Origin of the sequence: Streptomyces monomycini, assembly GCF_022271435.1 — a bacterium.
In the GTDB taxonomy this organism is placed as follows: Bacteria; Actinomycetota; Actinomycetes; order Streptomycetales; family Streptomycetaceae; genus Streptomyces; species Streptomyces monomycini.
The window spans coordinates 91,665-105,790 of record NZ_JAFIQY010000029.1 but is presented as its reverse complement, the minus strand read 5'-3'; the positions used below and the strand labels follow the sequence as shown (position 1 = coordinate 105,790).

The following is a 14,126-nucleotide window of genomic DNA, read 5'->3' as shown; positions in this document are numbered from 1 at the left end:
GGGGGGGGGGGGGGGCCGCCGCGGTCAGTGCTGCCAGGGCTGTGCGGAGGTCCTGGAGGGTGGCGGGGTCGGTGACGGTTCCGGTGGCCGGGTCGGTCTTCGGGCCGATGGCGGCGAGGTCGCGGCAGGCGTCCGGGACCACGTCGGCGGACATCATGCGGAGGGTTTCGCGCAGCTGTTCGTGTGCGTAGGCGGCGCCGGTCGGTGAGGGCGAGGCGGTGAGTACCGCGGTCGGCTTGCCCAGGAGTTCGGCGCTGCTGACCAGCCAGTCGAGGGCGTTCTTGAGGACGCCGGGGACGCCGTGGGCGTACTCCGGGCTGACGACCAGTACGGCGTCCGCGTCCGCCACGGCGCGGCGCAGGGCGGCCACCGGGGCGGGCGGAGTGGCGCCCTCAGCGTCCTGGTCGGGGTGGAAGTGGGGAAGCGCGGCGATGTCGGCGGTGGCTGACGTGGCGTCGGTGAGCGCGAGGGCGGAGCGCAGGACGGCGCCGTTGGAGGAGCGGGCGCGCAGGCTGCCGTTGAGGGCGAGGATCTTCATGCGGATCTTCATGCGGTGACGGTACGGATTGACGTCGGGGTGAAGGGAAGGGGCCGGGGGCGAAGGGCGGGGGGACGAAGGCCCTTCGGGAGGGTGAAAGCGCAGGTCAGGGCGATTGTCAGTGGTGGGTGCGATGCTGATTCCAGTGGTGACCGGCTGGACCGCGCGGGGGGCGGCCCAGTCCGGTTCCACTGAAGCATTGCTGTGGTGACGGGTGTTTCTCAGGAGATTCACAGATACGCGCAAGACGGCTCTCAGAGGGGGTGGTCAGCCTCGACAGCATGACCGTGACAGCGTCCACATCCACCGCCAAGAAGCGTGCTGAGCTGCTGCGTCCCGACGGGAGCCCGGTGCGGGTGCTGGTCGTCGACGACGAGGCGTCGCTCGCCGAACTGCTCTCCTTGGCGCTGCGTTACGAGGGCTGGGACATCCGCGCCGAAGGTGACGGCACGGCCGCGCTGCGGGCGGCACGTGAGTGGCGGCCGGACGCGGTGCTGCTCGACGTGATGCTGCCGGACATGGACGGCCTGACCGTACTGGGGCGGCTGCGCCATGAACTGCCCGAGGTGCCGGTGCTGTTCCTGACCGCGAAGGACGCGGTCGAGGACCGGATCGCCGGGCTGACGGCGGGCGGCGACGACTATGTGACCAAGCCCTTCAGCCTGGAGGAGGTGGTGGCGCGGCTGCGCGGTCTGCTGCGCAGGGCGGGTGCGGCGGCGGGACGCAGCGAGTCGCTGCTCGCGGTGGGCGACCTGCTGCTCGACGAGGAGAGCCACGACGTGTGGCGGGGCGGCCAGGAGATCCACCTGACGGCGACCGAGTTCGAGCTGCTGCGTTACCTGATGCGCAACCCGCGCCGGGTGCTGAGCAAGACGCAGATCCTGGACCGGGTGTGGAGCTACGACTTCGGCGGCCAGGCCAATGTCGTGGAGCTGTACATCTCGTACCTGCGCCGGAAGATCGACGCGGGCCGCGCCCCGATGATTCACACGCGCCGTGGCGCCGGGTATTTGATCAAGCCTGGCGGGTAGCGGGTGTCCGGGGCACCGGGGGCCGCGGGGGGCGCAGCCGGTCCGCCGATCGCCGGGCGGGCCGCGGGTTCTGGTGCGCCGACTGACGGGCGGGCTCCGGGCGCTGGTTCGGCGACCGCGGTACGGGCGGGTGCCGGGGCGTCCGCCACCGGCCCGCGTGTGCACCGGCATCGGCGTCCTCGGCAGTTCCGGTTGCGGCCGCGGCGGTGGAGTCTGCGGACCCGGCTGGTGGTGTCGGCGGTTCTGCTGATCGCGGTGGTGTGCGCGGTGATCGGTACGGTCACCACCATCGCGCTGCACTCGTACCTCCAGAACCAGCTCGACGGCAAGCTGCGGGAGTCGGCCCAGCACTCCGTGGGCCGGCAGGGTGACTTCACCGGACACCGGGACCTCGGGTTCATCGCCGGCCCCGGCCAGCCCATCGGCACGGTCGGGGCGCGCCTCTCCCCCGAGGGTGACGTCACCGCCGCCGCCCGCAGCATCGACGCGCGCAATCCGCTGCCCGCGCAGAACCTGATCACGCTGACCGACGAGCAGAAGCAGGCGCTGGCCGCCGTGCCGCGGGACGGGCGTCCGCACACCGTCACCCTCCCCGACCTGGGCGACTACCGTGTCGAGTCGGCGCCGGACGACTCCGCGCTGGTCGGGCTGCCGACCGGGGAGGTGCAGGACGTCGTCGGGCGGCTGGTGGTCGTGGAGGTCTGTGTGACCGCCGCGGGCCTGGTGGCCGCCGGCCTCGCGGGCGCCGCCACGGTCCGTATCGCGCTGTGGCCGCTGCGCCGGGTCGCCGCCACCGCCACCCGCGTCTCCGAACTGCCGCTGCACCGCGGTGAGGTGGCGTTGCACGAGCGCGTCCCGGCCGCCGAGGCGGACCCGCGTACGGAGGTCGGGCAGGTCGGCGCGGCGCTCAACCGGATGCTCGGGCACGTGGGGTCGGCGCTCGCGGCGCGGCAGGAGAGCGAGACACGGGTCCGCAGATTCGTCGCGGACGCGAGCCACGAGCTGCGGACGCCGCTGGCCTCGATACGCGGTTACGCCGAGCTGACCCGCCGGGGCCGCGAGGAGCCGGGACCGGCCACCCGGCACGCCCTGGGGCGCATCGAGTCCGAGGCGGAGCGGATGACCGGCCTGGTGGAGGACCTGCTGCTGCTCGCCAGGCTGGATTCCGGGCGCCCGCTGTCGTACGACTGCACCGACCTCGTGCCGCTCGTCGTGGACGCCGTCAGCGACGCCCGCGCCGCCGGCCCCCGTCACAAGTGGCGCCTGGAGCTGCCGGCCGACCCGGTGCCCGTACGGGCCGACGGCGACCGGCTGCACCAGGTCCTGGTCAATCTGCTGGCCAACGCCCGTACGCACACGCCCGAGGGCACCACGGTCGTCGCCTGCCTGCGGCGCGAGATGCCGATGCCGGGGGCGGGGCACTTCGTCCGGCTGGAGGTGCGGGACGACGGCCCCGGTGTGCCGCCCGAGCTGCTGCCGCATGTCTTCGAGCGGTTCGCCCGGGGGGACGCTTCCCGTTCCCGTACGGGCGGCGGCAGCGGCGACAGCGGCGGCAGCGGCGGAACCGGTGACTCAGGTGGCTTGCGGGACTCGCACGGCTCAGGTGACTCGCGTGGCGCAGGAGGCGCAGGAGGCGCAGGCGGCCTGGACGGCCTGGAAGGTACGGGCGGTGCGGGCGGTACGAAGAGTGCAGCCGGTACGGAGAGTGCGGGCGGTACGAAGAACGCAGGCGCCCGTAACAGCGGCAGTACGGGCCTGGGGCTGGCGATCGTGGAGGCCGTGGTCGCGGCGCACGGCGGCACGGTCGGGGTGGAGAGCGCCCCCGGACGGACCGTCTTCCGGGTCCGGCTGCCCGCCGGCGGACCGGCGCGCGACACCGCACGCGCCCCTCAGGGTTCCCATACGCCCCTTGAATACGCCCATTCACAGCCCGGGCACAGCGGCACCACACAAGGGTGACAGCGCGCTCCGGAAGTGTCGATGCCATGACGACGACACAGCCGGCCCACACCCCCCTGGGTTCCCTGCCGCCCCGTGAGCATCTGCGCCTCGGCCAGATCGACACGGTGCTCGATGTCGTGATCCCCGTCTACAACGAGGAGTCCGACCTGGAGCCGTGCGTCCGCCGGCTCCACGACCACCTCTCCCGTACCTTCCCCTACGGCTTCCGCATCACCGTCGCGGACAACGCGAGCACGGACCGTACGCCCGAGATCTCCGCGTCGCTGGACGAGGCGATCGACGAGGTGACGGCCGTACGCCTGGAGGAGAAGGGCCGCGGCCGGGCACTGCGCACGGTCTGGTCCCTCTCCGACGCCCCGGTGCTCGCCTACATGGACGTCGACCTGTCCACCGACCTGAATGCGCTGCTGCCGCTGGTCGCCCCGCTCATCTCGGGCCACTCCGACCTGGCGATCGGCTCGCGCCTGGCGCGGAGTTCGCGGGTGGTGCGCGGCCCCAAGCGGGAGTTCATCTCCCGCTCCTACAACCTCATCCTGCGCGGCTCGCTGGCCGCCCGCTTCTCCGACGCGCAGTGCGGGTTCAAGGCCGTACGGGGCGACGTCGCCGAGCGGCTGCTGCCCATGGTCGAGGACAGCGGATGGTTCTTCGACACCGAGATGCTGGTGCTCGCCGAACGCGCCGGCCTGCGCATCCACGAGGTCCCGGTGGACTGGGTGGACGACCCGCACAGCACCGTGCACATCGCGCGGACGGCCACCGAGGACCTCAAGGGCGTCTGGCGCGTGGGGCGCGCGCTGGCGACCGGTGCGCTGCCGCTGGACCGGCTCGCGCGCCCCTTCGGCGACGACCCGCGCGACCGCGAACTGACCGGCGTACCGCGCGGACTGGCCCGCCAGATCATGGGCTTCTGTGTGGTCGGAGCCCTGAGCACCCTCCTCTACCTCGGCCTCTACTCCCTCTTCCGGCTCGGCGTCGGGCCACAGACGGCCAACGCCGCGGCCCTGCTGCTGTCGGCCGTCGGCAACACGGCGGCGAACCGCCGGCTGACCTTCGGCGTACGGGGCCGCGAGCGCGCCGTACGCCACCAGGCCCAGGGGCTCGTCGTCTTCGGCATCGGACTGGCCCTGACCAGCGGATCGCTGGCCGCGCTGGACGCCGCGACGGGCGACCCCGCGCACGGCACCGAGATGGCGGTGCTGGTCGCCGCCAACCTCGCGGCGACGCTGCTGCGGTTCCTGCTCTTCCGGGCGTGGGTCTTCACGGACCGGGAGCGGGACCAGGGCCGGGAGCGGGCACGGGGGCGGGAGCCGGAGCGGAACGGCGGGGCTGCCGTACAGGAGCGCCACACCGCCGTACCGGACCGCCCCGCCGCCGTACGGGAACACCCCACCCTCGTACGAGAAGACCCGACCCCCGTACCGGCCCGCCCCGCCCCCGTACGGAATCACCCCGCCCCCGCCCCGGACGACCAGCACCCCATCCCCGCCCCGCACCACCCCGGCAGGAGCCCCCGATGACCACGCACCACCCCCGCCTCACGGAACCGGCCGATCCGCCCGGCCCCCACGCCCAGGAAGCCGAGCCGCCCGGTCCCCACGCCCAGGAAGGCGAGCCGCCTGAGCAGGCCGAGTCACCTGAGCGGGCCGAGCCGCCTGAGCCATCCGAGCCGTCCGAGGCGCCCGAGCCGTCCGAATCCCCCCAGGAGGTCACCCAGGGGGCCACCCAGGAGGCCGTTCAGGAGGCCGCCCAAGAGGCCGCCCCGCCCCCCGCCTCCCCCCGCTGGGCCCGCCCCGCCCTCGCCGCGCTGCTCCTGGCATCCGCCGCGCTCTTCCTCTGGGACCTCGGCGCGTCCGGTTACGCGAACCAGTTCTACTCGGCGGCCGCCCAGGCCGGTTCCGCGAGCTGGAAGGCGCTCTTCTTCGGGTCCTCCGACGCCGCCAACTCCATCACCGTCGACAAGCCCCCGGCCGCCCTGTGGCCGATGGCCCTGTCCGTACGGCTCTTCGGGCTCAGCTCGTGGTCCGTCCTGGTGCCGGAGGCGCTGATGGGCGTCGCCACGGTCGGCGTGCTGTACGCGGCCGTACGGCGCCGCTTCGGGGTGGGCGCCGGGCTGTTCGCGGGGGCGCTGCTGGCCCTGACGCCGGTCGCCGCGCTGATGTTCCGCTTCAACAATCCCGACGCGCTGCTGTGCCTGCTGATGGTCTGCGCCGTGTACTGCGTGCTGCGCGCGCTAGAGGACGCCCGTACGAAGTGGCTGCTGCTGGCGGGCGTCTGCTTCGGCTTCGCCTTCCTGACCAAAACACTTCAGGCGTGGCTGATCCTGCCGCCGCTGGCGCTCGTGTACGTGGTGTGCGCGCCCACGCGCCTCCGCCGCCGGTTCGGTCAACTCCTCCTCGGCGGGCTGGCGATGGTCGTCTCCGGCGGCTGGTGGGTCGCGATCGTCGAGCTGTGGCCGGCGGGCTCACGTCCGTACATCGGCGGCTCGCAGAGCAACAGTTTCCTGGAGCTGACCTTCGGCTACAACGGGCTCGGGCGCCTGAACGGCAACGAGGCGGGCAGTGTCGGCGGCGGCCGCCCAGGCGGCGGCGGAGGCGGCGGGGCAAGCTGGGGCGACACCGGCTTCACCCGGCTCTTCGCCTCCGACATGGGCGGCCAGATCGCCTGGCTGCTGCCCGCCGCCGCGGTCCTGCTGGTCGCGGGGCTGGTGATACTGCGGCGGGCCGGGCGGACCGATGCCGCGCGCGCGGCGTTCCTGGTGTGGGGCGGCGCGCTGCTGATCACGTTCGCGACGTTCAGCTTCATGTCCGGGATCTTCCACCAGTACTACAACATCGCGTTGGCGCCGTACATCGCGGCACTGGTCGCCATGGGCGCGACGCTGCTGTGGCGGCGGCGGGACCGCACCGCCGCCGTGCTGGTGCTGGCGGGCACGGTCGCGGTGACGGCGGCCTGGGCGTACGTCCTGCTGGACCGCTCGCCGCAGTGGCTGCCGTGGCTGCGCTGGTCGGTGGTGGCGGTCGGCGCGGTGGCGGCGCTGGGGCTGCTGCTGTCCGTACGGATGGGCCGGCGGCTGGCCGTGGTGGCCGCCGGGCTGGGCGTCGCCGCCGGGCTGGGCGGGCCGGTGGCGTACGCGGCGAACACGGTCGGCACCCCGCACACCGGGTCGATCGTGACCGCGGGCCCGAAGGTCGAGGGCGCCGGGGGCCGGCACGGCGGGATGATCATCGTCGGCGGGCCCGGGCCGGACGGCAAGGGAGGCAAGGGAAGTCAGGGAGGCCAGGGAGGCCAGGGGAGCCAGGGAGGCCAGGGAGGCCAGGGAGGCAAGGGAAGCCAGGGGGGCCAGGGTCAGAGCCAGGGCCGGCCCGCCGGCCCGGGAGGCCCCAACCGCCCCGCCACCCCCAACGGCGGCCCCCACAACACCCTCGGCGGACTCCTCAACGGCCAGCAGGTCAGCCCCAAAGCCAAGGCCGCCCTCCAGGAGAACGCCGCCGACTACACCTGGGCCGCCGCCGCCATCGGTTCCCAGAACGCCGCCAGCTACCAGCTCGCCACCCGGCTGCCGGTCATGCCCATCGGCGGCTTCAACGGCAGCGACCCCTCACCCACGCTCGCACAGTTCAAGGAGTACGTACGCCAGGGCAAGATCCACTACTTCGTCGGCGGCGGCGCGGGCGGCGGCTTCTTCGGCCCGAACGGTGCCCAGAAGTCCACCTCGTCCGACATCACGAGCTGGGTCGAGAAGAACTTCAAGAAGGTGACCGTCGGAGGTACGACGCTGTACGACCTGACGAAACCCGTCTCGTGATGTAGTCAAGGACGCCCAGTCGCTCCGCCGATAAAGAGATGTACGGCGTATAGCGCTCCCTGTACGGTGTAGATGTCCCGCTGATCCGCTCGATCACTCCGTACAGGGAGCCTGTATGTCCTCCGTGGCCTCCGGAGCCACCCCACCCTTGAGTCCGGCCCGCAATCCCACCCGCTGGCTCATCCTCGCCGTCATCTGCCTCGCGCAGCTGACCGTCCTGCTCGACAACACCGTCCTGAACGTCGCGGTCCCCTCGCTCACCGAGGAGATGGGCGCGACCACCGCCGACGTCCAGTGGATGCTCAACGCGTACTCCCTGGTCCAGTCCGGCCTGCTGCTCACCGCCGGCAACGCCGCCGACCGGTACGGCCGCAAGAAGATGCTCGCCCTCGGCCTGGTGCTGTTCGGCGTCGCCTCGCTCGCCGCCTCCCTCGCCCAGTCGCCCGGACAACTGATCGCGGCCCGTGCCGCGATGGGTGTCGGCGGCGCGCTGCTGATGACGACCACGCTCGCCGTCGTCATGCAGATATTCGACGACGCCGAGCGCCCGAAGGCCATCGGCATCTGGAGCTCGGTGAACTCGCTCGGGTTCGCCGCCGGGCCGCTGATCGGAGGCACGCTGCTGGCCCACTACTGGTGGGGCTCGCTGTTCCTGATCAACATCCCGGTCGCGCTGATCGGTTTCGTCGCCGTGCTGCGGCTCGTCCCCGAGTCGAAGAGCTCCAACGGGGAGCGCCCCGACCTGGTCGGCGCTCTGCTGTCCATGGTCGGCATGGTGGGCGTGGTCTTCGCGATCATCTCCGGGCCCGGGAGCGGCTGGCTCTCCGGCCGGGTGCTGATCTCCGCCGCGGTCGGCGTCGTGGGCCTCGCCGTCTTCGCGCTCTGGGAGCTGCGCATCCCGAACCCGATGCTGGACATGCACTTCTTCCGCAACAGCCGGTTCATCGGCGCGGTGTCCGGCGGCATCCTGGTGGCGTTCGGCCTGGGCGGGTCGATGTTCCTGCTCACCCAGCACCTGCAACTCGTCCTCGGCTACGGGCCGCTGGAGGCCGGGCTGCGGATGGCGCCGCTGGCCCTGATGGTCGTCGCGCTGAACTTCACCGGCCTGGGCGTCAAGCTGCTGCCCAAGCTGGGCACCCCCGGCATGATCGTGGTCGGCATGAGCCTGCTCGCCGGCGGTCTGGCCGCCATCGCGACCCTCGGCAGCGACAGTTACGGCGGCATGCTGCTCGGCCTGCTGCTGATGGGCGTCGGTGTGGCGTTCGCGATGCCCACCATGGCCAACGCCATCATGTCGTCGATCCCGGTCGAGAAGGCCGGGGTGGGCGCGGGCGTGAACGGCACGCTGATGGAGTTCGGCCAGGGGCTCGGCGTCGCCGTCCTCGGCGCGGTCCTCAACTCCCGCTTCGCCGCGCTGCTGCCCGCGGTCGCGCTGGGCGCCGGTTCGCTGCCGGCCGCGCTGGCCATGGCCCGTACGGACGCGGACCGGGCGGCCGTCCACGACGCGTTCGCCTCCGGCATCGGCACCAGCCAACTGGTGGGCGCGGCCGCCGTCTTCCTCGGCGGGCTGCTCGCGGCGTTCCTGCTGCGGCGCGCGGAGCGCGGTGTCCCCGCGCCCGGCCCGGCCGCACCCGGGCCGAGCGCCCCGGAAGACGACCCCGTACGCCCGGGCCCGGCCGCCGCCCGGCCGGAATAGCATCGACTCCGTACCACCGCGTGAACGAGAGGGAGGGCGCGAGATGGCAGCGACTTCGAGCCGCGCCGAGAAGCAGCCGAAGAGCGTGTGGCTGGCCGAGCGCCCCCCGGTGAAACGGAAGGCGGACCAGCCGGCCGGACTGGACCTCGACAAGATCGTCGCGGCCACGGTCCGGCTGCTGGACGCCGAGGGCCTGGCGAAGTTCTCCATGCGCCGTCTCGCCGCCGAACTGGGTGTCACGGCCATGTCCGTCTACTGGTACGTCGACACCAAGGACGACCTGCTGGAACTGGCCATGGACGCGGTGGCGGGCGAGCTGCACCTGCCCGACGAGTCCGACGAGGGAGCCGACTGGCGCGACCAGCTGCGCCATCTCGCTTTCGAGTACCGCAAGCTGCTGCTCGCCCACACGTGGCTGCCGAAGCTCTTGGGGGAGTACCTCAACTTCGGACCGCGCTCGGTGGCGTTCTCCAACGCGACGCTGCGGGTGATGGCGCGCAGCGGCCTGGCGAAGAAGTCGGCGTCGGGCGCGCTGGCGGCGGTCTTCCAGTTCATCTACGGCTTCTGCAGCATCCAGGGCCAGCACCGGGCCCGCTGCCGGGCCGAGGGCACCACCCTGGACGAGTATTTCCACCGGGTCGTGGAAGCGGTGCGGGACCGTCCGCGGTTCGCCGAGACGATGGACCTGTCCGTCAACGCCACGTACGCCCGTGAGGGGATGACCATCGAGCAGATGCTGGACGACGACTTCGCCTTCGCCCTCGACCTCCAGATCGCGGGCATCGAGGCGATGCGGGAGCGGCAGCGGGCGGCGGCCGCGGCGGAGAGCTCCGGTACGGACGGCCCCGGCTCCGACACGGGTCACCCCGGCTCCGACGCCGACAACCCCGGCTGCGACACGGGCATCCCCGGCTCCGACACGGGCATCATGGGCACCCCCGGCTCCGACCCCGGTACGGACCCGGCCGCCACAACCCCGTAACCGGACCGGTGGCGCCGCCCCGCGGCGCCCCTACCACCCCCCGCCCCGACCCGTGCTCCCCGCGCGTCCGAACGGATGAAGAGGGCCCGCCGAACGTGGGCATCGACGGGCGCGGCGGTTTTCGACCACCGCGCCGTGTCTACCTCTTATCTGATCATTTCTCAGCGCAGCGTAAGGAGCTCCACATGCGCGTTCGTACTGCCATCAGCGCGGGTGTCCTGACCGTCGCCGCCGTCCTCGGCAGCGTCGGTACCGCCGTCGCCGACGCAGGTGCGGGGGCCAAGGTCGCCAACTCGCCCGGCATCCTGTCGGGCAACGCCATCCAGGTACCGATCGACCTCGGACTGAACCTGTGCGGCAACACCATCGACGTCATCGGACTGCTCAACCCCGCCACGGGCAACAAGTGCAAGACCAACTGACGGAACCCCCTGCACGACGGTGCCCCGCCCCTTGCGATGCAAAGGGCGGGGCACCGTCGCGTGCGGCCCCGGTCGGTCGGGGGGTGGGGCCGCGGGTCGTCAGGCCGCGGGCAGGGTCTCGCCCTGTACGGCCTGGATGTCCAGCTCGACCCGGAGGGTCGTGCCGATCGCCGCGATACCGGCGGCGACGACCTGGTTGTAGTTCATCTTGAAGTCCTCGCGGCGCAGCTCGGCGGTGGCGTTGAAGGCCGCCCGCACGCCGCCCCACGGGTCGGGTCCGGTACCGAGGTAGCTCAGGTCCAGGTCCACCGGGCGCACCACGCCGCGCAGCGACAGGTCGCCGTGCACGGTCCAGCGGTCCGGGCCGGCCGGCTCCAGGCCGGTGCTGACGTAGGTCATCTCGGGGTACTGCTCGACGTCGAGGAAGTCCCCGGTCCGCAGGTGCCCGTCGCGCATCCCGTTGCCGGTGTCGATCGACGCCGTCTTGATGACCGCCCGGACCGACGACGTGTGCAGGTCCTCGGCGATCTCGATGCGGCCCGCGAAGTCCAGGAAGCGGCCGTGCACACTGGTGATGCCCAGGTGCTGGGCGGTCGCCGCGACCGTCGAGTGCATCGGGTCGATGGTCCAGGCGCCGGGCGGCGGCAGCTCCGCCCCGCCCTGGCGCGCCAGCGTCACGTTGCCGACGTCCATCCGGCCGCTCGCCGTCACGATCGCGCTGGAGGCGACCGGCGCGTAGCCGACGGCCGTCACGATCACCGTGTACGGGCCGGGGGCCAGCGGCTGTGCGTCCCGTACCGCACCGTCCTGGTCGGCCGCCGCGCGCAGCACCTGGGTGCCGGTCATGTCGGTGACGGTCAGCACCGCGTGCTGCACCGCCCAGCCGTCCCGTGTACGGACCTGTGCGCGTACGCCCGCGCCGTTGGCCGCTCCCGCTGCCGCGCCCGTCGAAGTCATTCCCACTCCCGTTCTTGCCTCTCACATGTCGGGCTCCGGGCGGCGGCACGCAGGCCGTCCCCTGCCTGTGCGCGTACCGCCGCCGGAGCCCTGGGGTCCGGCCCGTGCTGCCTCTCCGCTCAAAAGGACAGCGGGCCGGGGTTCGTGCGCCCCGGGGTGAACCGGGGCTCCCGGGGGCCCGCCGCCGTACGGCCGGCCCCCGGGCCCGGAATCACTCGCCGGGGTGGGCGAGCTCGACGTCGTAGCCGTCGACCCCGCGCGCGTCGACCGTCAGGCCGTTGGCGACCGGCGGGTAGCCGCTCGCGATGACCGTGTAGTCGCCCGCGTCCAGGTCGGTGAAGGCGTACGCGCCGTCCTCACCGGTGGTGGAGGTGGCCACGACGTTGCCCGCCGCGTCCACGAGCGTGACCCGCGCGTCCGGCAGCGGACGCCGGTCGGCTCCGGCCCGTACGACGCCCTGCACCCGGGCGCCGGACAGCAGCTCGATCTCCATCCGGGTGGTGCCCTGCCCGCCGACCTCGACCGGCAGCGCCGTCGGCCGGAAGTCGGCCGCGTTGACGGCGATGGTGTACGTGCCGGGAGCCAGCTCGTCGAAGGAGAAGTACCCCTCCGGCGCGGTCTTGCCGGTGGCCAGCACCTCGCCGCGTACGTCGGTGACCACGACCATCGCGTCCGTCACCGGCTCGCCGGTGACCGCGCTGCGGACCTGGCCGCCGAGGCCGCTGGTGCCGCTGAGCAGGATGTCGTAGGCCAGGGCCTGCTCGCCGACGACGACCGTGGACGCCTGCGGCTGGTGGCCGTCGGCCGCCGCGATCAGCACGTACGAACCGGCGCCGGGGGCGTTCAGCACGTACGAGCCGTTGGCCTGGACCACCGAGCGGCCCAGCTGGCTGCCGCTGAGCGAGATCAGCGTGACCGCGGAGTTGGTGACCGGGTGGCCCTCCGCGTTGCGGACCGAGCCGTGGATCGCCGGACCGGCCGGGACCTCGTCACCGCCGCCCGCCGAGGCGTACGCCGCCAGCGGCTGGGTGGTGGCCGTCGCGGACGGCTGCTGCGCCCAGGAGGGTGCCTGGCCGTCGTCCTGGGCCACCGGGGCACCGGCGCCCACGAGGGCGGGCTCCGGCTGCGGCGCCGCGGCGGCGGCCGCACCGGCAGCGGCGGGGGCACCGGCCGGTGCCGCCTCGGACTCGCCGGACTGCGCCAGACCGCCCTGGGTCTTCAGCGCGACCTCCTTGATGAACAGCGTCAGCAGGAAGGCGAGCAGCGCGCACGGAGCCGCGTACAGGAAGACGTCGCCGACGCCGTGCCCGTAGGCGCTCTCCATGATCGTCCGGAACGGGGCCGGAAGGGCGTCCAGGTCCGGGATGCCGCCGCCGCCACCGCCGCCGCCCTGGGCGAACTTCGCCGCGGCCTGCGGGCCGAGCTCCTGGACGCCGTCCTTCACGTAGTGCGTGACGCGGTTGGCGAGCACCGCACCGAGCGCCGAGACGCCGACCGCACCACCGAGGGAACGGAAGAAGGTCACGACGGAGGAGGCGGAGCCGAGGTCCTTCGGGGCGACCTGGTTCTGCGTGCACAGGACCAGGTTCTGCATCATCATGCCGATGCCGAGGCCCATCAGCGCCATGAAGATCGCGATGTGCCAGTACTCGGTGTCGTACCGGATGGTGCCCAGCAGGCCGAGGCCCGCGGTCACCAGCACGCCACCGGAGACCAGCCAGGCCTTCCAGCGACCGGTCTTGGTGATGATCTGACCGGAGACGGTCGAGGAGATGAACAGACCACCGATCATCGGGATCGTCATGATCCCGGACATGGTCGGCGACTCACCGCGCGCCAGCTGGAAGTACTGGCTGAAGAAGACGGTGCCGGAGAACATCGCGATACCGACGAACAGCGAGGCCAGCGAGGCCAGGGTGATCGTCTTGTTGCGGAACAGCCGCAGCGGGATGATCGGCTCGCTCGCCCGGGACTCGACGAACACGAAGATCGCGCCGAGCACGATCGCGCCGCCGACCATGGCGAAGGTCTGGCCGGAGATCCAGTCGTACTTGTCGCCCGCCAGGGTCACCCAGACCAGCAGCAGCGAGACCGCCGCGCTGATGAAGAAGGCACCCGCCCAGTCGACCTTGACGTCCCGCTTGACCACGGGGAGCTTCAGGGTCTTCTGGAGGACGATCAGAGCGATGATCGCGAACGGCACGCCGACGTAGAAGCACCAGCGCCAGCCCATCCAGCTGGTGTCGGTGATGACGCCGCCGAGCAGCGGTCCGCCGACGGTGGCGACCGCGAAGGTGGCGCCGATGTAGCCGCTGTAACGGCCGCGCTCGCGCGGGGAGATCATCGCGGCCATGACGATCTGGGCCAGCGCGGACAGACCGCCCACGCCGATGCCCTGGACGACACGGCAGGCGATCAGCATGCCGGAGTTCTGCGACAGACCGGCCACCACCGAGCCCGCCACGTAGATCACCAGCGCGACCTGGACCAGCAGCTTCTTGCTGAACAGGTCGGACAGCTTGCCCCACAGCGGGGTGGTCGCGGTCATCGCCAGCAGCGACGCCGTGACGACCCAGGTGTAGGCGCTCTGGCCGCCCTTGAGGTCGTGGATGATCTCGGGCAGCGCGTTGGAGACGATCGTCGAGGACAGGATGGCGACGAACATGCCGAGCAGCAGCCCGGATATCGCCTCCATGATCTGACGGTGCGACATGGGCGCCCCGTCGGGAGCCG

10 protein-coding genes are annotated in these 14,126 nt (G+C 72.4%); 7 read left to right on the top strand and 3 right to left on the bottom strand.

The window, feature by feature from the left end; genetic code table 11:
* The coding region (locus tag JXZ78_RS27535; RefSeq protein ID WP_275128260.1) for an NADPH-dependent FMN reductase at nt 1–550 on the bottom strand (550 nt) is incomplete at its 3' end.
* 269 nt (nt 551–819) lie between these two features.
* Here JXZ78_RS27535 and JXZ78_RS27530 point away from each other — a divergent pair.
* The 7 genes from JXZ78_RS27530 to JXZ78_RS27500 all read left to right on the top strand — a co-directional run bounded on the left by JXZ78_RS27530 (nt 820) and on the right by JXZ78_RS27500 (nt 10,436).
* Complete coding sequence (locus JXZ78_RS27530) at nt 820–1,569, top strand: response regulator transcription factor (RefSeq protein ID WP_030018050.1); 750 nt, start codon at nt 820–822, stop codon at nt 1,567–1,569.
* A gap of 225 nt (nt 1,570–1,794) precedes the next feature.
* Nucleotides 1,795–3,528: a sensor histidine kinase gene (locus tag JXZ78_RS27525; RefSeq protein WP_033037112.1), complete on the top strand. Its 1,734-nt coding sequence runs from the start codon at nt 1,795–1,797 to the stop codon at nt 3,526–3,528.
* A gap of 26 nt (nt 3,529–3,554) precedes the next feature.
* Entirely contained in the window at nt 3,555–5,048 is a 1,494-nt protein-coding gene (locus tag JXZ78_RS27520) for a bifunctional glycosyltransferase family 2/GtrA family protein (protein ID WP_238783413.1), read from the top strand.
* Nucleotides 5,045–7,336: an ArnT family glycosyltransferase gene (locus JXZ78_RS27515; protein ID WP_238783412.1), complete on the top strand. Its 2,292-nt coding sequence runs from the start codon at nt 5,045–5,047 to the stop codon at nt 7,334–7,336. Before JXZ78_RS27520 ends, JXZ78_RS27515 begins: the two co-directional genes overlap by 4 nt.
* Nucleotides 7,337–7,451: 115 nt before the next feature.
* Entirely contained in the window at nt 7,452–9,032 is a 1,581-nt protein-coding gene (locus JXZ78_RS27510; protein ID WP_030017568.1) for an MFS transporter, read from the top strand.
* 43 nt (nt 9,033–9,075) lie between these two features.
* Nucleotides 9,076–10,014 (top strand): TetR/AcrR family transcriptional regulator, encoded by a 939-nt coding sequence (locus JXZ78_RS27505; RefSeq protein WP_078623936.1) that lies wholly within the window; start codon nt 9,076–9,078, stop codon nt 10,012–10,014.
* Between the two features lie 185 nt (nt 10,015–10,199).
* A complete protein-coding gene (locus tag JXZ78_RS27500; protein WP_030017571.1) occupies nt 10,200–10,436 on the top strand; it encodes a chaplin in 237 nt (78 codons plus the stop codon).
* A 99-nt stretch (nt 10,437–10,535) separates the two neighbouring features.
* Here the strand turns inward: JXZ78_RS27500 and JXZ78_RS27495 are convergent, their stop codons facing one another.
* Both JXZ78_RS27495 and JXZ78_RS27490 read right to left on the bottom strand, forming a co-directional pair.
* Entirely contained in the window at nt 10,536–11,393 is an 858-nt protein-coding gene (locus JXZ78_RS27495; RefSeq protein ID WP_030017572.1) for a YceI family protein, read from the bottom strand.
* A gap of 211 nt (nt 11,394–11,604) precedes the next feature.
* Nucleotides 11,605–14,106, bottom strand: coding sequence for an MFS transporter (locus tag JXZ78_RS27490; RefSeq protein ID WP_483027170.1), 2,502 nt, complete (start codon nt 14,104–14,106; stop codon nt 11,605–11,607).
* Nucleotides 14,107–14,126 lie beyond the last annotated feature (20 nt).